The sequence below is a fragment of the Lysinibacillus mangiferihumi genome, from assembly GCF_003049665.1.
Classification (GTDB): Bacteria; Bacillota; Bacilli; order Bacillales_A; family Planococcaceae; genus Lysinibacillus; species Lysinibacillus mangiferihumi.
Genome location: NZ_PYWM01000002.1, coordinates 272,667 through 297,045, shown reverse-complemented (window position 1 = coordinate 297,045; position 24,379 = coordinate 272,667). Strand labels below are relative to the sequence as shown.

The window sequence follows — 24,379 nt, the reverse complement described above, 5'->3', positions numbered from 1 at the left end:
CACTATCATATTCCAACTTCCAAATATGATAGTGTTACAATATTAAAGTAAAGGAGACAAGCAATCCTCCATCTGCATTGTTTAAGGTTGTAATAATATCTTACCGATACTTTTGCGACTTTCCAGTAAAGTATGTGCCTGAGCACCGTCTTCAAGGGCAAAAATAGTCGGCTCAGAAATTTTTATCTTACCATCTATCATCCATTCGAACAGTTGTTGTGAACGTATTTTTCTTTCCTCAAAAAAAGTTAACACATTCCAAAGGTCTCCCCCCGTTAACGTTTTCGAAGTATCCATTAACAGACGAGGATCCACCGCCACAGGATCTCCCCCTGACATGCCAAAAAACACCACTGTTCCACCGATTTTTGTTGCCTCTAAACTATCTTGCAGTGTAGAGCCTACCGATTCGTACACAACATGAACCCCTTGACCATCAGTAGTATCCTTCACATGTTGCACCCATTGCTCTTTATATAAAAAGACATGGTCCGCCCCGATGGCATATGCTACTTGTGCTTTTTCTGTTGAAGATGTGAGACCAATGACGTTAGCCCCTTTTAACTTAGCCATTTGGATTAAGTTTTGACCAACACCACCTGCCGCTGCGTGAATTAAGACCGTATCACCTGGTTGAATCGCATAGCTATCTGTCACTAAATATTGTGCCGTTAACCCTTGTAATAATATGGCAGCCGCCATTTCAAAAGATATTTCAACTGGTAATAACATCACTTTATCATGTGGCACTGCCACTAATTCAGCATTCGCAAAGGGTACGTCCGCAAATGCAATGCGATCGCCTACTTGGATATTGTGTATATTTGCACCGACTTTTTCAACGACACCAGCCCCTTCATAGCCTAAAATAAATGGTGGCTGACCTGCTAAATGATAATTGCCTTTCCGTCGATAAATATCAGCAAAATTTAACCCAACGGCCTTTGTTCGTACTAAAACTTCGTTATCTGTCAGAATAGGATCAGCCTTCTTGATATTGTAATACTTCTGGTCCACCAAATGTTTCAAAAACTAATGCTTTCATTTTCTAACCCCTTGTTAAATGTATGTAGCACTATATTACGCTAAAGAAAAAGGTCAATACAACTCTTTAAGCTTGAAAAAAAGCCAGTAGTGAAAGCATTCACTACTGACTACTTGCCTTATTACTTTGCTGTTAACGTGACATTATCAGCCGTTGCCCAATTGTTAATGGGTAGTACTTTATATGTGCCACCAGCCTTTAATGTTTGGTCCTTTACATCAAATATCCCGACAGCCCCTTTACGAGATGAATAGCGATATTGCGCTTGTAAAGTCGAGCCATCTTCAGCCTGTAATTCGACGATGCGACCTGCAAATAACTCCATACCGGGATCATGCTCGAGTGTCACTTGGAATGATGTAGCATCAAGTGGTTCAACCGACTTAATCGTTAAAGGCGCTATATCCGTTGCTGTAAAGGTTGGATTTTTAATGGTTGCCCAGTCAGCTGACACGGTATAGTTTGTCCCCGCCTTTAACGCTTTTCCTTCTGGCAAGCGGAATTTTGGTGCTTGTCTGCCATCTGCGGCTTGTGTAAACAACACATAATCAGCTTGTAACTTTTCACCATTTTCTGCAGTCAATGTTACGACACGGTCGCGTAAAGAGGAAATGACCTGATACTGCTTGCCTTTTTCGTCCTTATTGTCATCATTCAATTGGAACGACAAGTCACCTCTCGCCTCTTTATAGGCTTCAATAATATTTGAATAATCTGTTACACCTTCATCTTTAAATGATTCAATTTCAAAAGTATCATTTGTCACTTGTTTCGTTTGGCTCAGCGTTATTTTTTCATCGCTGCCATCAAAGGCCTTTGTTTCACCCTCTTTGTATCTTAGTGTGTAGTTTGTTCCTGCCTTCTGCATAGTGACTGGCACAATATACGTACTTGTAGCACCAATTTTCAAGCGTGGCACATTGACGATACTTAAATCATCATTGAATGAAAAGGCTTTTTTTATTGTCTCTAAATTTTCTACTTTCACACCTTCTTCCGACAATGGTTCAGAAAAAGTGACTTGTAATGTCATGATGTTTAATGGCTTTATTTCTGTGATTTGCACTGCTTCTTTTGCTATCTCGTTTTTTGTTTCTTGTTGTGCTTGCCCTTGCTTGGATGTCTCCTGTTTATTCAGAAAATTACAACCTGTTAACGTTAGCAACCCTGTTAAAAGAATGGGTATCATAATGCTTTTTTTCATTGTCAATTGGCTAACCCCTTTCGAATTTTTTGCACACGAATCCTTCAACATCGTAATTAGTTGGTCTACCTCCGTTACCATTCTTGCCCACTCCGTAAGATTGTTATACGTAGGGTTTGTTACTCATTGCAAAGATTTCAAGTCAAAAAAACTAGTATGCTAGGAGAAATTTTTAGCATACTAGTTTAAAAGGTTTTTAGTTCATGTCATTTGTCGGTTTATTTTTATTCATTGCTTTCATTGCGAATTCAATGAATGCGACAAGAATTAAAGATAGGCCAAATAACGGCATCATAACACCTAATAGAACGATTATCACGATAAAAGGAATCGAGATTTTCTGTGATAATTGAGGGGGTGCTGATAGTAGGCCTTTTTTCTTGCGCAATAACCATGTACGGAATCCCCAGAAAATAACACCTAAAAAGGCTACACAAACGAGTAAGTTAATTAGCTTATTTGGCCAACCAAATAAGTGACCTTCATGTAACGGAATTCCCCATGTGAACCATTTTGCCAAAATGCCATAGTCATCATAGTTTACCTTAGAAATAAAGTCACCACTATATTGGTCAAAGTACATTGTCGCTTCGTCATAAGGGCTCACATCGAGTCCTGTTACCCCTGTATTACTTGATTTAGCCACGGTAAAAACACCGTCATCACTTGTCGGATAAATAATGGAATATGGCTTTGTAATACCATTCGCCTCAATTTGTTGTTGTAAACTTGCCACATCTAACTGATTTTCGTTTCTGCTTGTACTTGCAGCACCCATTCCATGGTGTGCATGTTTAGACGAAGAAGGTGCTTCTTCCTGACGTGTTGCCCACGGAATTTCACTCATATCAGATGTCGGCGGTTGTTGTTGTAATAACGGAATACCGAAGGACGGATTATCTTGTGCTGCTGTATATATAAAGTTCCCCATAAATGCAGACCAAGGTAATCCAGTAAAAATGATAATAACCATTGGAATTGTAATAATCGTTCCAAGTAGGGCGTGCCATTTTCTATTTTTTTGTCGTTTATTTGCTTGTTTTACTTTCTTTAATACTTTTCCTTTAAAGGTCATGTATAGACCTGATAGCAATAAAAAGATTGCCCAACATGCCGCTAACTCTACTAAATAATTGACTACCGTTCCACCAACAAACAAGGAGCTATGTAAGCTTCTTAACACATTAGAAAATGTGTATGTAGGGTCTTGATGACCAACAATTTGATTATTATCATCTAAAAACACATAGCGTTGATCGCCTTCACTATTTGACAGTGTTAATCGTGTATTGTAAGGCTCATCTAACTCAATAATTTTGGTTGTTGTATAACCCGCAAATGCCGCTTCCGCTTGTTGAACCCCTTCGTCTATTGTCAATACTTCGGTTTTGTTACTATTGCCAAAGAAGTAGTCCTCATATAAATGATCTTCTACATCTGTATAAAACAAGTACCCAATGCCACTTAATGTCAGTGTGATTAGAAGTGGTGTAATAAATAATGCCGCATAAAAATGCATTCGCCAAAAACTTGAATAAGTTGCATTTTTCATCTCTAGTTCTCCAATCGATTTTATATTAAAAGCAAATTTATTATATAAAATAAAAGTGAAATAAGAATGAAGTCCTAGAAAAAAATTAATAAAATAAAAAGACTACTCTCGCATCCCTTTAATGGGTTGTCGAAAGTAGCCTACCGCTATTTTTAGCCGATTATTTCTTTTCTAACATTGCAATAAGCTGTATAAATGTCTGAATGATGCGCTTCATCTTGCCCAAAAAATTGTTCGACAAGCTCATTTAACGTTTTTCTAGCTCCATCAAACTGCTTTTGCATAATTTCATATTTAAAAAGATTTTCATAATACTCGATAACATGTGGATTCATGTGATACACTCCTTCATTTTTAGCATAAAAAAACATCTTTCCTTCTTTAGAAAGATGCCTACTATGACAAATACACGACATAATACGTCGATGGCCATGACAGAAAAAGCATTCTATTATGCATAGAAGCTACCCTTTTGACAATCGTCGTACTATGAGCATGCAGAAGAAATTCTCTAGTCACACTCAACACCCCCTATCCTCGTAGGTTTTTTGGTTGTACTAGATAAAGGCAGGTCTCCTGGCTTATGTTCATCACACGTTTCACCTTCCCATTACACAAGCGTAACAGTGGTTTTTTGAAATGTGCTCCCATTTACAGTTGCGGGACAGCGTCGGCTTTTCACCGATCTTCCCTTTTAAACAAATCGAAATTCGATTTGTACCTCTATCTTATTATTCCGTTTTTATTATTATACCATAAAGAATTATGTACGTTGACATGTATATATTATTTTGTGAACATGATACTTATCATGTAGCAAATATGATTGTAAAGTACTACTTAAAGTCAAATATATAAGATCACCCATCATTGAGTGATCTTTTAATAGATTATTTTACTATTTAATTTCAATCCCAGCTTTTCTAAATGGTTCTAACACTTTTGAATCACACATTGAAATATAATCCACTCTTTTTATATTTCTTAAATATCGAAACTTCCAATGTTAAACCTTCTAAATAATCCCTGATTTCTACGATTACTCCAGCACCAGAATACCACACAAAATTATTTGTTTACTTATTAATTAAGTCTGTTAATTCGTCTATAAATAATGGTTCTTTATCTAGTAAAGCATCGATTATTACTAATTTAAAATTTAAATCCTTAAACATCCTCTACCTCCAATTCTAGTACATTCCAACTAGTTTTCGATTCAAATTGCTTGGTTGCGACCTGAATGAAATTGAAATACAAGGTTTATTGTTATTAACTGAAAACAACAAAAAAGAGTAGAAGGAATAATTCCAAATACTCTTTTACTATTTACGTTATAATTCCATTCATTTTTTCGGCTCTGTTAAACCATCTACATACTTCCAAGTCGATTTAATTTCTGTTTCTCCTAATACATTTTCAGCGAAATCAAACAATTCTTGAGTATCTTTACTATCTGCTCTATCTGAAGATACAATAACATCACTCATCTTTATAGGATACACTATTTTCGTCATGTCATCATTCGCAAATTCTAGTCTCCTCACTAAACTACCCGAGCCTTTTTTACCTTCTGTGATTATTTCAATCCATTTTTCTTCTTCATTGGTAGAGGACACAGTATAATCCATTATAGATTTTGTACCTCCATCAACCATAATAAATTTTTCTCCACTTATATAATAGTGAGTATCTCCAAGTTCTGGATCCTCAGATTCGCTAACCCAATGACCAAAAATAGCTGTTTCAACACTTGAAATATCTCTTCCCTCACTACAAGCCGTCAATAAAATGGTTGTTACTACCAAAAAGAGTAATACTGTTCTTTTTTTCAATCTAATCCCTCCAATATAATACATCTATATATTACCACATTAGCAATAATAAGAAATTTATGTTTTTTAATAAATATAATTTCATTTCTTCAAAATCTTTTCTATTTTTATTTGAGAAAATACCACATCAACAAATCATATAATTTTAATTGTCTTCATGAATATTTAGATTAGAGACTTCATCACCTTTATACGTATTAATAATACTTAAAATAGCCTTTCTAGTAATCCTCATTTCAAGAATAGACCTTTGCATTATCAGATTTAACATTGAACCGAACAATAAAGTAGTTGGAAAAACACTTCTACTCAGCCTTGAACGTTTTCTAATTAAAATCTGCATAATATGTATCAAACAGTATTCATTCTTTCACCACCTTTATAATTTCACATGAAGAGATTAGCAAATTTAACTAACAAAAAAACACCACTAATAGATTTTATTAATCTACTAAAAGTGTCTAAGGATAAAAGAATTGTAGCGCTACTTGCACACTAACCTTTTTATATTTAAAATGACGAGAATTTCAACATTTATAACAGACAACCAAATAGACATTCTCCCTATCCTCGTAGGTTTTTTTGTTGTACTAGTTAAAGGCAAGTCTCCTGGCTTATGTTCATCACACATTTCACCTTCCCATTACACAAGCGTAACAGTGTTTTTTGAAATGTGCTCCCTTTACAGTTGCGGGACAGCTTCGGTTTTTCACCGATCTTCCCTTTTAAACAAAGCAAAATTTCGATTTGTACCTCTTTCTTATTATTCTATTTTTATTTTTATATCATAAAGAATTGTGTACATTGACACTATTCAAATAGATTACTAATATCTAGTATAGTGGCAAATTTTCCATTTAATACATATTAATGCAATATTCATATATCGTTGTATAGCTTACTGAATCGATTTGCAACAAAGTCTACTTTTTTTGCAACAAATCGAAAATTCATGGTAAGAACAAAGCGGTGTTGCTACGATTAAAACAGAAAGGAGAACAACATGAAATTCAACTTTATTTGGAAAAACAAACAATCGTCATCTGAAATTGACATTATTAGTCATCCATCAAATAAAACATTACTTTCTACATTGGAACAGCACTTTTTACAATCTATACCATTAAGTGCAACAGATTTTAAAACAAATCGGCAGGTACTGATTGACCTCCAGACTATCGAAGCCATTGAAGCAGCTGGTCATTTTACTAAAATCTTTTTAATAGATGGTACTGAACTATTACTGAATAAGATTTTAAAAGAACTAGCTTACTTAGAATCCTTTAGATTGGTACGTATTAACAATTCAATGATTTTAAATTTGAATCAAATCCAGTCGTTTGCTTCAGGAAGCCACGCAAGACTGGAAGTTATAACAAAACAACAAAATAAGTATATTGTCAGTAGACATTATGCAAAATCTATTAAGGAGAAATTGATATGATCAAAGACTTAAAAAACAGCTTTTTGTCCACTTCATTTTTGGGATTGATTTGGATTGTGTTTTTAATAACACTTTTTAATTTACATAAAGAACTGGTCAACTTTTATTATATTTGGAATTTAATTGGTATTAGTGTACTACTTGGTATCGTTTTTGGTATCGCCTACCCTTACTTATGGAACTACTCCACATTAAAAGGTACGTTCAAAATTATCATTAGTACGTTTTTAAATTTTTTCTGTGGCGTAGGCATGGTCTACCTTTTTTCAGAGCAAATGTTAGCATTTATTCAACCTTATTTGTTGCTGATTTTCGCCATCACGTTGATCGGTCATATCATCGGATTTTACTTTTTCTCAAAATATGAAAATAAAAGACTAGCAGCTAGCTTGAATCAATCGCTAGAACATGAAGGAGACAGAAAATGAACATTAATACTAGCTTACACGTCCTATTAAATGATATTGCGCAAAAACAAAAGAAGGGGCTCCCGTTTATCATGGCTTCCCTCTTTATTTGGGGAGTGATTACAACAATCGCATTACTTCCTATAGATTTAATGATTAAAAACATTGGCATTTTATCTTGTGGTGCTTTACTGTTTCCCGTTTCCATTGTTTGTGCCAAAATAGTAAATGTCGATTTATTTTATAAAGAAAATCCATTGATTAATGGTCTACTGATTGCGACAAACAATCAAATTTTATACTTAATCATTTGTATTCTTCTATTAATGAAAGCACCGATGTTGGTCTTACCTGCATATGCAATTATTTACGGTGCCCATTTGTTACCCTATGCATTTTTTTACCAATCAAAAAACTATCAATATAGCGCTATCTTTATTTGTATAGCCATTTTGGTCAGTATGCTATTCTTCCATTTAAATAGTATGTATATCCCGATAATCGTAGAGGTTGGTGTACTTTTCTTATTTTTAATGTTAAAGAAGGAAATAAAAAAACATAGGGAGCTCTAGTCTTCCTATGTTGTTCATCTTATTTATCTGTTTGTTCTTGCTTCTTTTTCAAATACTCCGCACGTATTTTTTCAAGTTGCTGCTTTTTATCAAATTTGGCAGGTTTGTTTTTTTCATGATACTTCGCCACAGCTACCTTACCTTTAGTATCCAATTGATATTTCCCCACGCTTATTCACCTACTTTACTCGTCCTTAACAAAATCTACTCAACACATATACTATACCTTATTTTACTGAAGTAAACCTTATTCGGGTACTGCTAGCCCTGCATATATCCATAAAAACAGAATAATTTACTTAAAATAATTCATTACTTAAAATTACCGATTATTATAAAATCATCAATCAAATCTTTAATTTTGTCCAAAATAAAAACTACCCTTCTAGTTATTTGTTACACATAACAAAAAGAGAGTCTGCTTTTGAAATATAAAATAATCGTATCATAAAACTAGTACTAACAATACAACTTAGACACTGGTATGACTGCGTTTTATATTGAAGTTTCTAATAACAGCGGATGAAAATGCATAAACCGTCACTAATGTGTAGATCATCCCCGCTAGAATATACACATTCACGATTCCTATTTTATCCGCAAGGAAACTACCAAAAAATAAAGCAAAAGCATAAAAAAATTGAATTAGTATATTTCTAACAGCAAATACTCGTCCTAAAATTTTGTTCTCAGCATATTCTTGAAGTAAAGACTCCTGTACTATATTTCTTATTTGATATGGTAAACCCGTAAAAAAGGAAATTACTAATGCAATAATAGAAATAGTGTTTAATCCGTATGCAAAAGTAATTAATGCAACACCTAAGGAAGAGTAAATAATCACTTTTCCACCAAAAAGACGAATTCGATCTGCATACTTGGCAGTAATTAAACCTCCCACTATTGATCCAATAAGAAACGTGGCACCCTGATAGCCCCACCATTTTTCACTTGACTCTAGAATTTCTACAGTAAAGGATAAAAGGAACGTTGAAGCCCAAACAATATTTGCAAATGCTTCTCCTATATCCATCATAGTTATCGATTTTACAACTTTATTTTTCCATAAAGTATTTAAACCTGTTTTAAAATTGTAGATAAATGAATAGCCAACAGGAATATCGTTGTCTTCTTGCTTTTCAACTGATAAAAACATAATTAAAACTGTTGAAATTAAGAATGTAAAACTTATTAGATAAATACTAAGAATGGAACCAAACGTTAAAACAATTGGTATTGCGACAATCCAACCCGCTGTTGTAGTAATTTGAATCACACTTACTAAAAAGCTGTTTGCCCGAATAAGCAGTTCTTTCTGTACGATGTTTGGTACTATAGCTGATCTTGCTGGTATAAAGAAGCTACTTATAATCGTTGTTAAAAAAGTCGTGATATATACAACAATAATATTTATTCCAATATAAGAAACTATTAATGCTAAGAAAAAAACTAAAATACAACTAAACAAATCTGAAAATAACATAATTTTCTTATGGCTGACTCTATCTAAAAAGTTGCTTGCAATAAAGCCTCCAACAATCGAAGCAATGGTATTTAGAACTAATATAAAAGAAGCACTTGCAATAGAGCTAGTAACTGTATAAACAACTGATATTACAGCTACATTTAGTAATAATCCACCAAATGCATTAAACACTAGGCTTGTTAATAGAAGAATAAAATTAGCATTTTTAAGCACCATTTGATTGTCTTTCATATAAGCCCCCTAAATAAGAGAATAAATGATTTTAAAAATCTTATAGCAAATAAGTATTTTGTTTTTATCATAATACTAAAAATTCAGAAAAAATAAAATAATATTTTTTTACTCACTTTTAGTATTATTTTCAAAAATAATTACCAAAAATTTTAATTTAAATTTAATAAATTTCAAGATATTATAATTTTCTTAATTCTGAAATACTAGCTTTTATAATAGTTTTTTATGTTCACATTAATTTATTGATTTTAATAAAATAAATTTAATATTAGCATTTATAAAACATATAACAATTTTGATAGTCTTAAAAAACCCCCTAAGCACTTTTACGCTTAGGGGGCTGTCTCATTTAGTACGTTGATTGTTGGATTTGTTGACGCAATGTTTTGGTAGCTGCCACCATATTGGCAAGTGCCGCAATAGTTTCTGGCTCTTTTCTCGTTTTCAACCCGCAGTCTGGATTGACCCAAAATTGATTAGTCGATAATACTTGTAGGCTATCTTGCATGATTGTTAACATTTCTTGTTCATTCGGTACACGAGGGCTATGAATATCGTAAACACCTAATCCAATCCCTTTTTCATATGGATGGATGTGTAGCGATGCAATCAGCTCACCATGGCTACGAGACGTCTCAATAGATAGTACATCAGCATCGAGTGCACTAATTGGTTCTATAAAATCATTGAACTCACAATAACACATATGTGTATGAATTTGAGTTTCATCCTTTACGTTCGTCGTTGCTAGCTTAAATGCATTCACGGTCCAGTCCAAATAAGCGCCCCAATTTTCCGTGCGTAATGGCAAGCCCTCACGCAAAGCAGGTTCATCGACTTGAATAATAGCAATACCGGCCGCTTCGAGTGCCTCTACCTCTTTCCTTAAAGCAAGTGCTATTTGATAGGTCACATCTTTCCGTGGAATATCATCCCGTACAAAGGACCAGTTTAGGATTGTTACTGGCCCCGTTAACATTCCTTTCACGTAGCGATTTGTTAAACTTTGAGCATAGGCTGTTTCTTTCACTGTCATAGGTGTCGCCCAAGCAACATCTCCGTAAATAATCGGTGGCTTCACACAGCGGGAGCCATACGAAACAACCCAAGCTTTTTCTGTAAAAGCAAACCCTGTGAGTTTTTCTCCAAAGTATTCCACCATATCCGTACGTTCGAATTCACCATGCACAAGTACGTCGATCTCTAAATTTTCTTGTATTTCAATCCAACGTTTCGTTTCTTGTGCGACAAATGTTGCATAAGCTTCATCGGACAACTGTTTCTTGCGCCATGCACTACGTGTCCGTTTTACCTCATCCGATTGAGGGAAGCTACCTATTGTAGTCGTTGGGAATAACGGTAATTGAAGTGCCTGTTGCTGAATTCGTTGACGCGTTTTAAAATCACTTTGCCGTTCAAAATCCTGTGTCGACACTGTTTGTACTGCCCTGTGAACAGCCTGATTATTTCGAACAGAATGTTTTTTTAACGCTTCGATTGCCTTCATACTTTCTGAAATAGTGTAATTTGTTGCATGATTTTTTTCTTTTAAATACTTTGCTACCTCTGTTAGTTCTACTAATTTCTCATCTGCAAATGCAAGTGCATTTTTTAAGACTGGCTCTAATTTTGTTTCTAGTTCTGTGGAGATTGGCACATGCTGTAAGCTGCATGATGATTGAATCCATAGCTCCTCGGCACTGGTCAGTTGTTCAATTGCTCTAACTGTTGTACTAACCTCTGCTAAATTAGCGCGCCAAATATCTCGTCCATTAATAACGCCGGCTGCCAATACTTTATCCTGTGGAAAACCAAATTGACGTAGCGCCTCCATATTATGCGTATAGCCATGCACAAAATCTAAACCAATTCCTTTTACTGGTAGTTCGATAAGCGTTTTATAAGCTGCTAATGATTCAAAATAAGTTTGTAGCATGATGTTCGCCTCAGGGACAGTTGCTGCTAATTGTATATAGATTTCTTGCACCAGTTTAACCTCTGTCTCATCTAATGAGGTAACTAAGGCAGGCTCCTCCAATTGAATCCAATTAGCACCGGCTGTAACGAGTTCTTTGATAACCTGCGTATAAAGTGGTAATAGTGCTAAAATAAATGCAACTTGCGATACTTTATCGTAGCCTTTTGTTAGCTTACAAAAGGTATATGGCCCGATCAGCGTTGGTTTGGCTGTAATACCAAATGCTTCTTTCGCTTCAAGGAAATCCGCAAGAATTTTATTTTCTGTTAACTCCAGAGCTTGCCCTTCAAATTCTGGTACGATGTAATGATAGTTGGTATTAAACCACTTTGTCATTTCGCTGGCGACTGCATCCTGATTACCACGCGCGATTCCGTAATATGTTTGTAATTCAACTTTGCCTCCTTGCCAACCAAAGCGCTTGGGAACTAAGCCAAACATTACTGCTGTATCGAGCATTCTGTCATACAGTGTGAAATCCCCAACAGTCACAATATCTAAGCCAATACGGAGTTGCTTATCAATACGAGCAAGACGAATTTCCTTCATTTTTTGTAAAAAATCAATTTCTGTCAGCTCATTTCTCCAAAAGGCTTCTAATGCTTTTTTCCATTCACGTTCTCCCCCTATATATGGGTAACCAATTGCTGTCGTTGAATACGTCATATCCTTCTCCCCTTTAATTAAAATAAAAAAAACCATCTTCCTTTTCAGGAAAATGGTAGTCATTGTCAATACAATTTAGCTATGATGAAACGATACGATAAAGGTTGCTTATCGTATACAGATTCGTTGTCGCACAGTGCCAATTGGGTCACATCTCACCACCTATTTCCACGTAGGTTATTTGGTGTGTACTAGATATTGGCAGGTCTCCTGGCTTCTCATCAACACGCCTCACAGCCTTCCCAGTCTCCCAGTGGCATTTGTGAATTGCTCCGATTTACAGTTGCGGGACAGCGTCGGATTTGCACCGACTTCCCTTTTAAGCCAAACTTTCATTTGGCACCAACTCTTACACAATATTTAATTATGTTGTTACTATAACACATATTTTTTCTGAAAAGTATAACTTTTCTAAAATCATTTTATTGATTAAGTACTTATTTGCTGTCAAAATAAACGATACTTGTTATTAAGGAAATATTATTCTAATAAAAGATAGACTTATTCATCATACTTTCACACTTTAGAAGGTATTCCAAGTAGTGAAGCGAAGTATATAGTTATACGTAAATATAAAGGAATTAAAGGAGGATTAGGATGATTGTCGGTTTACATCACGTACAGCTTACCATTCCAAAAGGTAGTGAGGAACAGGGTAAAACGTTTTATTGCCATGTACTGGGGCTAAAAGAAATAGAGAAACCTACATCCCTTCAAGGCCGTGGGGGATTTTGGTTACAAGTAGGAAATCAAGAAGTACATGTTGGGACAGAGGACGGATTTGATCGATATACAACGAAAGCGCATATTGCCTATCAAGTTGACAACGTAGCGCATTGGAAGAACGTCTTATCCGAACACCAAATCGAAATACTTGATTGCGTTCCAATTCCACATGTTGAACGCTTTGAATTTCGAGACCCTTTCGGTAATCGAGTAGAGATGATGCAGCCCATCTAAATGACAAAAGCAGCCAATATTGCAAAGTGGCTGCTTTTATTGTTTATAATTTAAAATGCTGTACTTCTTTGTTTAAACGTTCAGCCATCGAAGCGAGATCATCTGTATTTTTTGAAATTTCATCCATCGTTACGACTGTCTCGTCGATTGTTGCAGTCGTTTGCTCTACACCTGCTGCGGACTGTTCGGATATAGCAGCAATTTCATCAATGGAACGATTGATGTGTTCTGTTGTTGTTGAAATACCTTGTAAATTTTCTGTTATTCCTTGAATATTACTAAACATACTATTGACCGCAGAGGCTATTTGTTCAAAGGTTGTATTGGTATTCGTAATTTGCTCTGTTCCTCTTTTTACTTCTTCATATCCCGTTTGAAGGGAAGCTGTTACACCAACCGTTTCGTTTTGAATGCGCCCCACAATGGATGATATATCTGTGACCGAATAAGAAACCTGTTCCGCAAGTTTGCGCACTTCAGCAGCTACAACTGCGAAGCCTTTTCCCTGTTCTCCAGCCCGTGCCGCCTCAATTGCAGCATTTAACGCTAATAGGTTTGTTTGATTGGCAATATCGTCAATAACTGATACTAACTTAGAAATTTCTTGCGATTGTCTATTTAACCCTGCTACTTTTGCAACAGCCTCTTGCACGATCGTATCAATGGCAAACATTTGCTGTGTCGATGTGTTCATTAATTGTTGACCGCTTGTCGTAAGTTGTAATACTTCACTTGAATAGCCTTGTAAATCAATGCCTTGTGCATTTGCTTGTTGGACATTTACTTTAAATGTATCAATTATTTGCGCTAAGTCACTTGCATTATGTGCTTGGGATTCCGAACCACCTGCTAACTCAAGCATCGTCAATGCTATTTGTTCTGCACCTGTTTTTACATCTAGCGAAGATTGTGCAAGCTGCTCACTATTTGCAGCTACATTGCCCGCAACAACATGGATTGATCCAATAATTTCATGAAGTTTTTGATTGAGCGTGTTTGTCGATTGTACCAGCAAGCCAATTTCATCTTTCATTCTTTCTGGCAATGGAGGCTGACTTATATCGCCATCTGCCATTTGCGATATTTTTTCAATTACCGCTTTTATCGGATTAGCAATCATATGCGCCGATATGTAAGCGGTTACAATTGCGATTAAAGTTATCATTACGCCTATTGCTAACCCTACATTCAGTGACTCTTTCGATTGGGCAATCATTGCCTGTCCTAGCTCATTAATAGAAGCTTCTCTTGCCTGTGCAAGCCCCTCATAACCTTTTCTAACCTCTGTAGCAAGCGAGTCAATAGAATTTAAGTTTTGTATAGCCAATTCTACATTTCCTTTATCATATTCATCAAACACTTTCGTTTGCACAAAACCTCGCCATTCCCTTGCTTTTTCTACAGTTTTCGATAGATTTGTATCAGTTGATAATTCCGTTAATAGTTTATTATTTTCTTCAGCAATTTTTACGTATGCTTCAAATTCTTTTTTATATTTCTGATCACCAGTCAGAACATAGCTTTTTGCAGCAGTTGTTCGAACACTGATTGTGGATGCTAACTTTTCATTTGCTGTTAACAACTGTAATTCTTTATAAACAATTTCTTCGCCAGCAGAAATGACACGCTTATTGGCAAAGTAGCTATACGTGTTAAAACAAGCAATAAAAAATACAACAATGAAAAATGCACTCAAAATTTTTGCTCGAATGGTTTTGAACCTAAGTTTCTGTAACATACCATTTTCCCCTTTCGTTAGTGAAATTATATCAATTACTTCTACGAAACAACATTTTTCGCTAGCTTTTGAGGATGAAAGTCTTGCTTGTTTTCTCCCTAAATATAACATATTATCCCTTTAACTCCCATGACTCGAACTATGTATTTCATAACAAAAGATGATAAGAAATAAGGTTGTAAAGCGTGCTTATATAAGCATTATTCGAGCAAAAAAGTTATTTTTCTATCATAAAATATTCTTAATTTGATTTATAAAATTTGTATGGCAGTACGCTCTATTGCCACATTGCTTATTATTTTTTAAGTATTCTGACTTCCCTTTAAATTCTATTGTAATGTTATTTAAAATAGAAAAAGATCCGATTGTTTTTGACACAATCCTACTTTTATCATCACAAACTGAAACATTTGTAATGAAACTGTAAATTCAAGCGATAAAGCCTTTACTATCAAGGTTTTCAGGTAGGGTGACGTGCACTGTGGAAACATTTACCTAGCAGAACCCCGTGTTTTTCATGCTACGATTATTGCAATGGCAAGCAAACAGAAAAATTTACTGCTCGCTTACAGGAGGTAAAAAACAGCATGAAAAAACATTTTTTAACAACTACATTAGCATTGTCGATTGGGTTTAGCTCATTCGGAATCGTTCAAGGTACATTTGAACCGATAAAAGTGGAGGCAGCGACGACAAATGCGCAAAATAATGACCAGGCCGTTGCGGCAAAGGCCGATCAACTGATTCAAACAGGGAAAAGCTTAATTGGTAAGGCTACATACAGTAATAGCGTGTACAAGTCTACATATCCTTACAAATTTTCTTGTGCTTCATTCCTTATGTATATTTTTGAAAAGAATGGTGTAGATCTTGGTACGTATAATGAAAATTACATGATACAACAAGGGACATATGTTGCAAGAAACCAATTGCAAAAAGGTGACTTAGTATTCTTTAAAAGTAAAAAAACAGGCACGGATCCTGATCATGTAGGCATGTACATTGGTAATAACAAAATTATCCATATGGCTGATTCCAAGCAAAATATTGTCATTTCAGATATGAATAGTAAGCCATATTATAAAGACAATTACGTATCTGCTCGCAGAGTATTACCAACATTATTATCTGCCAACCCTGCAACAAAGGGTGATAAAATCGTAGAAAATGCGATTACTTATAAAAATAAAGCAACAATTAGTTCCACAATAAATGAACAAAGTTTACGTTTTACAGCACCTGGTTTCGTTGAATATGTCTACCGTAAAAGTGGCGTAAAACTTGGTACTACAAACTTAAAAGAACTCATGGCGAAAGGAACTACGGTGTCACGTGCCAATTTGAAAAAGGGTGACTTAGTATTCTTTAATGGTGTGAAAGGTTCGAAAAACCCTTCGCTTGTAGCTATCTACGCTGGCGATCAACGTCTCATTATCCCAACTTCAAGCGGTGTTACGACAAGAGTACTATTTGTTGATTATTATAAGGAACATTATTTAACAGCAAAACGAGTATTTTAAAAGACATACAATCTGGCAATAAACAATTGAATGACTGCTAGCAAATATATAAACATAGCATACAAAGCAGTGTCATTGACACGTTTGTATGCTATGTTTTCGCTTTAAATGGTTGGATGAATTTTACATCGTTAAAGTCTTGTTTGTCATTGCTACCATAAAATTTGCCCTGCTATGCTGTTAGATTTCCTTTAGATGATTGGCAAATTCAATCATGGATCTACTAGACATTGGGCCTTTTATAAGCACAATCGTATTTTTATCAAGTTTTGGTTTGAGTAATTCTAATACCCCTGCAACATCTTTAAAAACATGAACTTCTGCAGTGGTGCCATCTTTTTTTGCTTGTGCTGCTATATGTTCGGCTCTTTTTCCAATGGTAATCAGCATTTGAATATTTCGCTCAGCCACCATGGAGCCAATCTCACGATGATACTTCTCTTCGAAAAGACCCAATCGCTTTATATCACCTAATATAAGGATTATTTTTTTATCTTTTCCTATCGTATCTAAAACTTTCAAGGCTGCTTCAACCGATGTAGGATTATTCGTCCATGTATCATCTACGATAGTACTTCCTTTAAGACCGGTTGACATTTCTAGATGCCTTGCCATCGGTTTAAATGTTTTTAAACGTGAGATTGCATGCTGAATGGACATGCCCATTTCTTTTGCAGCAACGATGGCCGCTAATGCATTATATACTTGGTGTTCTCCATAGCCAGGTACAAATACTGTATATTTTTCCTTAGCTACTTGCAGGGTAAATTTCATACCGTTGTTTATAAATTGCATGTTCGAAGCTTTATAATCGGCTTTTCCCTGAACCCCAATCGTAATAATTTTCCCTTTAAACGTATGCAGAGGAATTTTTTTTGTGTTTTCATCATCTGCATTGATGATTAATGTTCCATCTTCAGCTATTCCTTCTAAAATTTCAGACTTTGCTTTGATATAGCCTTCAAGATTTTTACAGCCATCCAAATGATGCACACCGATATTTGTAATAATACCAATCGTCGGCCGATAAATCATACATTGATGCTTAATATTCCCCGTATTCCCTAGCCCTAATTCAAAAACCGCTGCTTTCGTCGTTTCATCGATGCCTATTAAATAAGGTAAAGATTGGCGAGGTTCATTTTTGCTACTAATAGATGCCTGCACATTCCAGTCTTTGCTCGCAATATGTTTAATCATTTCTTTTGTAGTTGTTTTTCCACATGTACCCGTTAATGCGACTACTGGTATGTCAAATAGTCCTCTATAATACTCAATAAACTTCCAGTATGCCTGCAACGTACTTTTCACGCGAATAACCGTTGTATTCGGTAGTGCTTTTTTTAGTTCTTCTAAAGGTTTATCTGAAATAACGAGGGATGGTCCCTTTTTATCGATTTCTTCCCAATTAATGGTCTCACTTCTATTGATAAACATGAGTGTATTCTTTTGCGTCAAATCATGGCGATTATAATAGATGGCATGTTTGATAAGCCATTGCTCAGAACCACTTACTAACTCCCCTTGTAGTAACTTTCTAACCACAGTCACGCGAATATTTTGCACGTGAACTCCTCCCCCCTCTCAGTATAGTATGAAATATAATCACTAGAAGTGTGGGTAATGAAGAACCATTCTACCCTATTTCTAGTAACAACTATTATTTGATGACGTGCTTTATCCTTTATTTAAAGCGCTCCTTTCTAGAAGATTACTATACAATATTATGACATGACTTTATGCGACACAGTCTTTAACCAGCTTTCATATCAAGTACATTATTGCCTAGAATCATTTTCTTTTGGCAACGTTTTTTTAATTTTTAAATCAGCGGCCAGTTGGTAAATTTGCTTACTATACATATCTCCTTTTATTAGAATAATCGTATTCTCATCTACTATTTCATGTAATAACTTATAGACGAGGATATTATTATTAAATATATAAACGGGCTTACGGAAGCCTAATTTTATTGCACGATCAGCCATAATTCGGGCGTGCTCTCCAATAGTAATAAGAACATCTACACCAATTTTATGGATTAATTCTCCTGCTTGCTCATGGATAATATACCCCCAGGACCCTAAATCCGTAATCGTTCCGATAATGGCAATTTTTTTCTTGCCTTCTCCTAATGAATTTAAGACCTTTAAAGCAGCTTCTAAGGACGTTGTTGTTAAGCTCCAAGTATCGTCGATCAATAGAGAACCATTGATTCCTTCAAAAAGTTGTAGTTGCTTATTCACTTTCTTGAATGTCGCTAATTGTTTAATCGCTTCGGAAATCGGTACACGTAATTCATGAATGGCCGCAATTGCCCCCAATGCATTATAGACTTGATGTTCTCCAAATCCAGGAACGAAAACGTCATATTTTTTCTTTTTATGATGCAATGTAAACTGCATACCATTCTCTACATAGCGAATAGAACTCGCTCTATAATGGCAGGATGCTTGCTGGCCGATGTAAATAATACGTCCTTTAAATTTCGATAAATCAATTTTTCGTATATTGACATCTTCTGCATTGAGAATTAATGCACCATCTGGATTCACTATTTCAACCATTTCACCCTTCGCCTGTATATAGCCATCCAAAGTTTTACAGTAGTTTAAATGGTGTGCTCCGATATTGGTAATAATACCGATTGTCGGCTTAAAATACTTCCCTGCTTTCCTTACATCTCCTGGTGATCCAACAGCTGTTTCAAAAACTGCTACTTCTGTTTCCTCTTCAATACTAAGTAAATACTGCAATGAAGCGGTTCTAGAATTACTACTTAAAGTCGTAGCGGTTACTTCTTTTTCAGCAGAAAGAATATGTTTTATCATCTCTTTTGTTGTAGTTTTGCCTGATGTTCCGGTAATTGCAATAACAGGGATTTCAAATTGACTACGATAATAATGTACAAACTTCCAGTAGGCCTCATCTGTATTTTCTACTTGAATAATTATTACGTGTTGAGGAATTTCATGCTGACTATACACCCACTCTGTAACAAGCACTAGAGGAGCAAGCGATTCAAGACTTTTCCAGTTTACTATGCGTTTGTCTGTAAATAGAGCTGTGTACGGTTTTTTCACTTGTTTTAGCCGATATGCGCCATACTGGATCAGCACCTCATCCGATCCTTGCAATAATTTACCTGCAGTAATCGCTGTTAAATTCTTCACCGATAGAGGCTTCATATCATTTCACACTCCTTTCTTCTCTATTATATGAAGCACTTTAAAAGTTGCTTGGATGTAAACATGATACATAACTAGAAGAAAACTATTTCACAGCATATATATAAGGTGTATATTAATAATCCAAGTGCCAATTGAAGGAGTGATTTCACTGAAGGCAATTATATTTATCGGTACAAACAAATCTGGGTCTAGTCGTGAAGCGATAAAAGCAGCAGAAAAATTGGGCTACTTGACAATACTGTTCACAAGCAATGAAAAACAATTACAACAGAGAAAAGCCTATCCAGACATTCATAAAATGATTTTTATCGATACTTCCAATATAGAAGATATGATAGAGGAAATTCATGATTTGCTTGATACCGGTTTAGAGATAAAGTCCATTGTTAGTTTTGTAGATCCATTTGTTCATATTGCCTCTATTTTATGTGATGAATTTTGCCAAAACTATACTTCATCAGCAGCAATTGAAATGATGGAAGATAAAGAGAAAACAAGAAATCTATTAAAGGATCAGCCGTACTCCCCAAAATTTTTCCTAAAAAAACCGCATGAATCATTTTCAAATAACATGGTATTTCCATTGATTGTTAAATCTCCTAAATCAACGGGTTCAAAAGACGTACTACTGGCGACAGATAAAAACCAACTCGATTCACATCTTACATTTCTCCAAAATAAAAACCCTGGTGAAACCATCATGATTGAGGAATATATTGATGGACCCCAATACTTAGTTGAAGCAATGGTCTATAAGCGACAAGTTCACACAATCGGTATTATTGAACAGGAGATTACAAAAGGTAAACGATTTATTATTACAGGCTATGGTATACTCGCGGAAGTACCTTCTGATATTCAAAAAGGGATTGAAGAAGTGCTCCATTCTATTGTCAAAGTATTTGATATTGAAAATGGAACATTGCATCTAGAGCTTCGTTTAACAGAACAAGGATGGAAGCTCATTGAGATTAACCCTCGAATTTCAGGTGGCGCTATGAATAATATGCTACATGCGGCTTTCGGATTTAGTTTAGTGGAAGAAACACTGAAATTATTTTTAGGTGAACAACCAAATGTCCAACCTAGGCATAAAAAATTCATCTTTACAAAATATGTCATAGTAGAGAGCAAAGGTGTGTTAGAAAGAGTAATCGGTAAAACAAGGGCAACAAAAGCACCTGGTGTTGTCGATGTATATGTAAAACCGCGAAAAGGAACCTTGTTAACCCCACCGTTGTCGATGGGTCATCGCTATGCCTATGTCATTGCCGAGGGTAAAACTTTAGCTCAAGCGAAAACTAATGCTATAACCGCCGCCAAAGAAATCAAATTTCTATTAAAAGCGCTCTAATTTGGGGGCGATTGCTGCTTATCGTTCCAACTTAATCTATCTTCTTAGTAAATATGCTGTAGTTGCGGATGTGGCTTTTGCTTCATCCGCTTTACTATGAGCAATTTAGGCAATAGAGCGCTAGATACATCGTTTTACTTTGTTTGCATTCACAACAATCAACCCGAGTAATTGCCCTATCCAATAGGCAACTACTCGGGTTTTCCTCGTTATGCTTTAAATGTTTGGTCTAAAAATTTAACGGTTTCAAACATATTCGTTTTACTAGCACCTTTGACAAGAATCGTGTCATGAGGTTCGATTATTTTCTCTAACAGCGCATGCAATTGATCTTTATTCGTAAAATGATAAATCTTGTTTGAATCCATGCCTTTTGCTATGGCCGCTGCTCCTATTTCTTCTGTCCTAAAGCCATAGGTAATTAAAAGATCAATGCCTTGTTCAACAATAAATTCGCCTAATTTGCGATATTCTTCTTCTCTTAAATCACCTAGCTCACGCATCTGCCCAATTATTGCCACACGCCGTTTGTTGCTAACATTTGTTAGCACATTTAGGGCTGCCCTTACGCCTTGAGGATGGGAGTGAACAGTATCATCAATGACCGTTATATGATCGCGGCAGTTATACACCGTCAACCTTCTTGGCGGCTTTTTAAAATGCAAACCTGCTTTTATTTCCTGTGGCGTAAACCCTAAATAATCTGCAACTGCGACCGCATTAAGGGCATTATAAACGTGATGTTCTCCTAAAATCGGAATAAATAATTGGATTTCCTGACCTTGCAGTTCCATCTTAAATGCCATGCCATTTTCTTTATATTGTATATCGTATGCTCGATAGTCCGCTGCTGTGTGAATACCAGTAGTCAGGATTTTTCCTTTAAATTGATCGGTCAATAAATAGTTTGAATTGTCGTCATCTTTATTTAAAATAAGTAACCCTTGCTGATCCATACCTTGAATTAATTCTGACTTAGCTTTCGCTACTTTTCGAACATCTCCATCAAAATTCCCAACATGCGCAAGTCCAATATTTGTAACGATACTTATATTCGGTTGGATAATGCTACAGTGGTTTGTAATGATACCTGGATAAGCCATTCCATATTCGAGCACAACGGCTTGGTGAGAATCGTTGATTTCTTCTGCATGTTTTTTAGTATGTTCAGTCGTATTCCAGTAATCCTTCGACTCAAATACATTCCATTTTTTAGACAATATAGACCCTAAAAATGCCTTAGATGTGGTCTTTCCTGCACTACCAGTAATCGCAATTATTGGTTTATCGAATTTTGCATGGTTCGATTGTGCTGTTACTTCGACTTGCTTTGGTTTTGAATCTGTAGGTTTTGGTACTACTGTTTTTGTGTTTGAAGTTGCAGGTTTTGCTTTTGGTTTTTTTAGCGGTTGTTGGGTTTCTGCTAAGTACTTTGCATAACGAATCGAATGGATAACAACATCTAATTCTAAGTAAAACGCTGGCGGACAACCAGGACGCCAGTTTACCTCGTAGATCCATATTTTTTGTTGCGCATCGAGCCCGACATCTATTCCAATCTCATCAATGACCTCTCCAAACTTCGTCATCTGAATGTCATCTAAATGGCGTGCCAAAGATAATGAGAAATGTTCCAACATCCGACGAATATTAAAGGCTTCTTCTTTAAACTCTTGTTCTAAAAATGGATCCAAATAATTTGTATAACCGCCATTGTTGATGTTTGGAATAATTGAGCCATGTGGTGCAATACGTGGATAAACTGTTGTCACCACCCATTTACCTTCCCCATTTTTTTGAACATGTAGACGAAAATCATAAACTTGACCCGATTTCATTTTCGATTGAATATACGGTTGCATAATAAACGTACCCGTTTCAAGAAGTTCATGGATTAATGCATTTAACTGTTGCTTTGAGTACATACGATTCTCGCTATTTTGCCGTACCTCAAAATGGTCTCCTATTTTGATAATAAAATAGATTCCTTTTCCTTTCCTGCCGTCAATCGGCTTAAATACAATTTTTTTATGGTGGGCTATATAGCTATGAAAGACATCTGTGTTTTTTACTATTTCTGTTGGAATAATGTATTTATCAAATTCCTTCGCCTCTTTAAGTCGCTCCATAACATTCCATTTATTACCAATTGAATGTGTAGTAAACGGAATCTCCTTTTTCAATCTCTCTATTATTTTTTTTGACACCGCTAATTTTTCTGGACTTCCAGCATTATAAATTACATCTGGAAAGGGCATCACTCTTTCATGCCATTGCCCATCTTCTAATACCTGCCCATTGATCGTACGATTGTCAAAGTTTACCTTTTTAGGTGTAAAGTAAAAAAATTCTACTCCTTCTGCTTTTGCAACTGCTGCATATGCATATGACTTGATAACAGTTTTAGGATCTAGACGATGATGCAACATTCCTATAATTGTCATGCGTTAATCTTCCTTTCTATAGACTCTTTCTATTAAATTCAGATTACGCAGCTTGCATATGGACAGATGCTCTAGTTCTGCAATTATTTTAGTAGTTTTATAGGTAAATCATCTATTTTACCATTTAGGCTCAATGATAAATTTCTTTTTTAATAAGTCTGGATTTAATAACTGAATAGCTGATATACTGCCTAACTCAATTGATTTTTCTGTCGATGTTCTTTCTAATCTCACAACATCAGCAATTACATTTGTTTCATTGCCTTCATAATCATAGGCTCGTAACAGCGAAATAGTGCCTCGACAACGATCTATATCAATCGCTTCTATACGAAAAAACTCTGTTTCAAACTGTTGTACTGTATCTATTAATCGTAAATGTGCTCCATTATGCGTTATTAAAAAAAAGGGAATGGTATCACTACCAATTATTTTTACAAGAAGCTGACCATAATATTTTGAATGAAAATCTGTTATGATATCCTGTAGTGCTTTTATATCGTATAGCGCTTCGCATACAAAGTGCTTTCTTCCTTTTTCAATACCCAACGTTCCCAGCCCCTTCCTATTGCGTTTTAGCAATGGCTCCTTACTCGAACGATAGCAAAATCATTATTTGACCTATCTCGTTATAATATGTCCGTTTTTAAAATATGACGACATGATTTGTAATGAAGCCGTACGCTTTACCCGCGGAAAAGCGTACTTTACCAGCGAAATATCACACTTTACCCGCGATTCATCGTGATTTA

At 35.5% G+C, this 24,379-nt stretch carries 18 protein-coding genes, 2 pseudogenes and 3 riboswitches; of the genes and pseudogenes, 6 read left to right on the top strand and 14 right to left on the bottom strand.

All coding sequences use genetic code 11. From position 1 onward, the window contains the following. Nucleotides 1–81: 81 nt before the first annotated feature. From C9J37_RS03480 to C9J37_RS03455, 6 genes and pseudogenes are all read right to left on the bottom strand, one after another. A pseudogene (locus C9J37_RS03480) lies at nt 82–1,045 on the bottom strand (quinone oxidoreductase family protein). 121 nt (nt 1,046–1,166) lie between these two features. Beyond that, a complete protein-coding gene (locus tag C9J37_RS03475; RefSeq protein WP_235617015.1) occupies nt 1,167–2,330 on the bottom strand; it encodes a hypothetical protein in 1,164 nt (387 codons plus the stop codon). 115 nt (nt 2,331–2,445) lie between these two features. Further along, on the bottom strand, nt 2,446–3,801 hold the full coding sequence (locus C9J37_RS03470; RefSeq protein ID WP_107894254.1) for a PepSY-associated TM helix domain-containing protein: 1,356 nt from the start codon (nt 3,799–3,801) through the stop codon (nt 2,446–2,448). Between the two features lie 152 nt (nt 3,802–3,953). Next, entirely contained in the window at nt 3,954–4,136 is a 183-nt protein-coding gene (locus C9J37_RS03465; RefSeq protein ID WP_024363603.1) for a hypothetical protein, read from the bottom strand. A 214-nt stretch (nt 4,137–4,350) separates the two neighbouring features. Then, nucleotides 4,351–4,541: riboswitch (cobalamin riboswitch) on the bottom strand. 158 nt (nt 4,542–4,699) lie between these two features. Next, nucleotides 4,700–4,976: pseudogene (locus tag C9J37_RS03460) on the bottom strand (DUF6892 domain-containing protein). A 168-nt stretch (nt 4,977–5,144) separates the two neighbouring features. Next, nucleotides 5,145–5,633, bottom strand: a complete 489-nt coding sequence (locus C9J37_RS03455) for a hypothetical protein (RefSeq protein ID WP_107894253.1) — start codon at nt 5,631–5,633, stop codon at nt 5,145–5,147. A 582-nt stretch (nt 5,634–6,215) separates the two neighbouring features. Next, a riboswitch (cobalamin riboswitch) is annotated at nt 6,216–6,405 on the bottom strand. A gap of 231 nt (nt 6,406–6,636) precedes the next feature. Here C9J37_RS03455 and C9J37_RS03445 point away from each other — a divergent pair. The 3 genes from C9J37_RS03445 to C9J37_RS03435 are packed head-to-tail and all read left to right on the top strand — an operon-like array spanning nt 6,637 to nt 8,056. Continuing rightward, entirely contained in the window at nt 6,637–7,077 is a 441-nt protein-coding gene (locus tag C9J37_RS03445; protein ID WP_107894251.1) for a LytTR family DNA-binding domain-containing protein, read from the top strand. After that, a complete protein-coding gene (locus C9J37_RS03440) occupies nt 7,074–7,505 on the top strand; it encodes a hypothetical protein (RefSeq protein WP_107894250.1) in 432 nt (143 codons plus the stop codon). Before C9J37_RS03445 ends, C9J37_RS03440 begins: the two co-directional genes overlap by 4 nt. Then, nucleotides 7,502–8,056 carry a DUF7010 family protein gene (locus C9J37_RS03435; protein ID WP_107894249.1) on the top strand — a complete coding sequence of 185 codons (555 nt, stop codon included), beginning with the start codon at nt 7,502–7,504 and terminating at the stop codon, nt 8,054–8,056. The genes C9J37_RS03440 and C9J37_RS03435 overlap by 4 nt, the downstream gene beginning before the upstream one ends. 19 nt (nt 8,057–8,075) lie before the next feature. Here C9J37_RS03435 and C9J37_RS28155 read toward each other — a convergent pair whose 3' ends face one another. The 3 genes from C9J37_RS28155 to metE all read right to left on the bottom strand — a co-directional run bounded on the left by C9J37_RS28155 (nt 8,076) and on the right by metE (nt 12,420). After that, nucleotides 8,076–8,225, bottom strand: coding sequence for a hypothetical protein (locus C9J37_RS28155; protein WP_103976839.1), 150 nt, complete (start codon nt 8,223–8,225; stop codon nt 8,076–8,078). Nucleotides 8,226–8,528: 303 nt separating this feature from the next. Beyond that, the gene (locus C9J37_RS03425; protein ID WP_103976841.1) at nt 8,529–9,773 is read right to left on the bottom strand and encodes an MFS transporter; all 1,245 of its coding nucleotides are present in this window, start codon (nt 9,771–9,773) and stop codon (nt 8,529–8,531) included. Between the two features lie 352 nt (nt 9,774–10,125). Continuing rightward, nucleotides 10,126–12,420 carry a 5-methyltetrahydropteroyltriglutamate--homocysteine S-methyltransferase gene (gene metE / locus C9J37_RS03420; protein ID WP_107894311.1) on the bottom strand — a complete coding sequence of 765 codons (2,295 nt, stop codon included), beginning with the start codon at nt 12,418–12,420 and terminating at the stop codon, nt 10,126–10,128. A gap of 183 nt (nt 12,421–12,603) precedes the next feature. Next, a riboswitch (cobalamin riboswitch) is annotated at nt 12,604–12,782 on the bottom strand. A gap of 235 nt (nt 12,783–13,017) precedes the next feature. On the opposite strand from metE, the gene C9J37_RS03415 reads away from it, so the two are divergent. Continuing rightward, nucleotides 13,018–13,380: a VOC family protein gene (locus tag C9J37_RS03415; protein ID WP_107894248.1), complete on the top strand. Its 363-nt coding sequence runs from the start codon at nt 13,018–13,020 to the stop codon at nt 13,378–13,380. A gap of 43 nt (nt 13,381–13,423) precedes the next feature. Here C9J37_RS03415 and C9J37_RS03410 read toward each other — a convergent pair whose 3' ends face one another. Next, on the bottom strand, nt 13,424–15,118 hold the full coding sequence (locus C9J37_RS03410) for a methyl-accepting chemotaxis protein (protein WP_024363595.1): 1,695 nt from the start codon (nt 15,116–15,118) through the stop codon (nt 13,424–13,426). A 587-nt stretch (nt 15,119–15,705) separates the two neighbouring features. Here C9J37_RS03410 and C9J37_RS03405 point away from each other — a divergent pair. Next, the gene (locus tag C9J37_RS03405; protein WP_024363594.1) at nt 15,706–16,638 is read left to right on the top strand and encodes a C40 family peptidase; all 933 of its coding nucleotides are present in this window, start codon (nt 15,706–15,708) and stop codon (nt 16,636–16,638) included. A 180-nt stretch (nt 16,639–16,818) separates the two neighbouring features. Here C9J37_RS03405 and C9J37_RS03400 read toward each other — a convergent pair whose 3' ends face one another. Then, complete coding sequence (locus C9J37_RS03400) at nt 16,819–18,204, bottom strand: UDP-N-acetylmuramoyl-tripeptide--D-alanyl-D-alanine ligase (RefSeq protein ID WP_107894247.1); 1,386 nt, start codon at nt 18,202–18,204, stop codon at nt 16,819–16,821. A gap of 212 nt (nt 18,205–18,416) precedes the next feature. After that, nucleotides 18,417–19,826 carry a Mur ligase family protein gene (locus C9J37_RS03395; RefSeq protein ID WP_107894246.1) on the bottom strand — a complete coding sequence of 470 codons (1,410 nt, stop codon included), beginning with the start codon at nt 19,824–19,826 and terminating at the stop codon, nt 18,417–18,419. A 151-nt stretch (nt 19,827–19,977) separates the two neighbouring features. Between C9J37_RS03395 and C9J37_RS03390 the strand changes: the two genes are divergently transcribed. After that, entirely contained in the window at nt 19,978–21,183 is a 1,206-nt protein-coding gene (locus tag C9J37_RS03390) for an ATP-grasp domain-containing protein (protein ID WP_201262125.1), read from the top strand. A 209-nt stretch (nt 21,184–21,392) separates the two neighbouring features. Here C9J37_RS03390 and C9J37_RS03385 read toward each other — a convergent pair whose 3' ends face one another. Both C9J37_RS03385 and C9J37_RS03380 read right to left on the bottom strand, forming a co-directional pair. Continuing rightward, nucleotides 21,393–23,627, bottom strand: coding sequence for a YheC/YheD family protein (locus C9J37_RS03385; RefSeq protein ID WP_107894245.1), 2,235 nt, complete (start codon nt 23,625–23,627; stop codon nt 21,393–21,395). Between the two features lie 117 nt (nt 23,628–23,744). Next, the gene (locus tag C9J37_RS03380; protein WP_107894244.1) at nt 23,745–24,176 is read right to left on the bottom strand and encodes a hypothetical protein; all 432 of its coding nucleotides are present in this window, start codon (nt 24,174–24,176) and stop codon (nt 23,745–23,747) included. Nucleotides 24,177–24,379 lie beyond the last annotated feature (203 nt).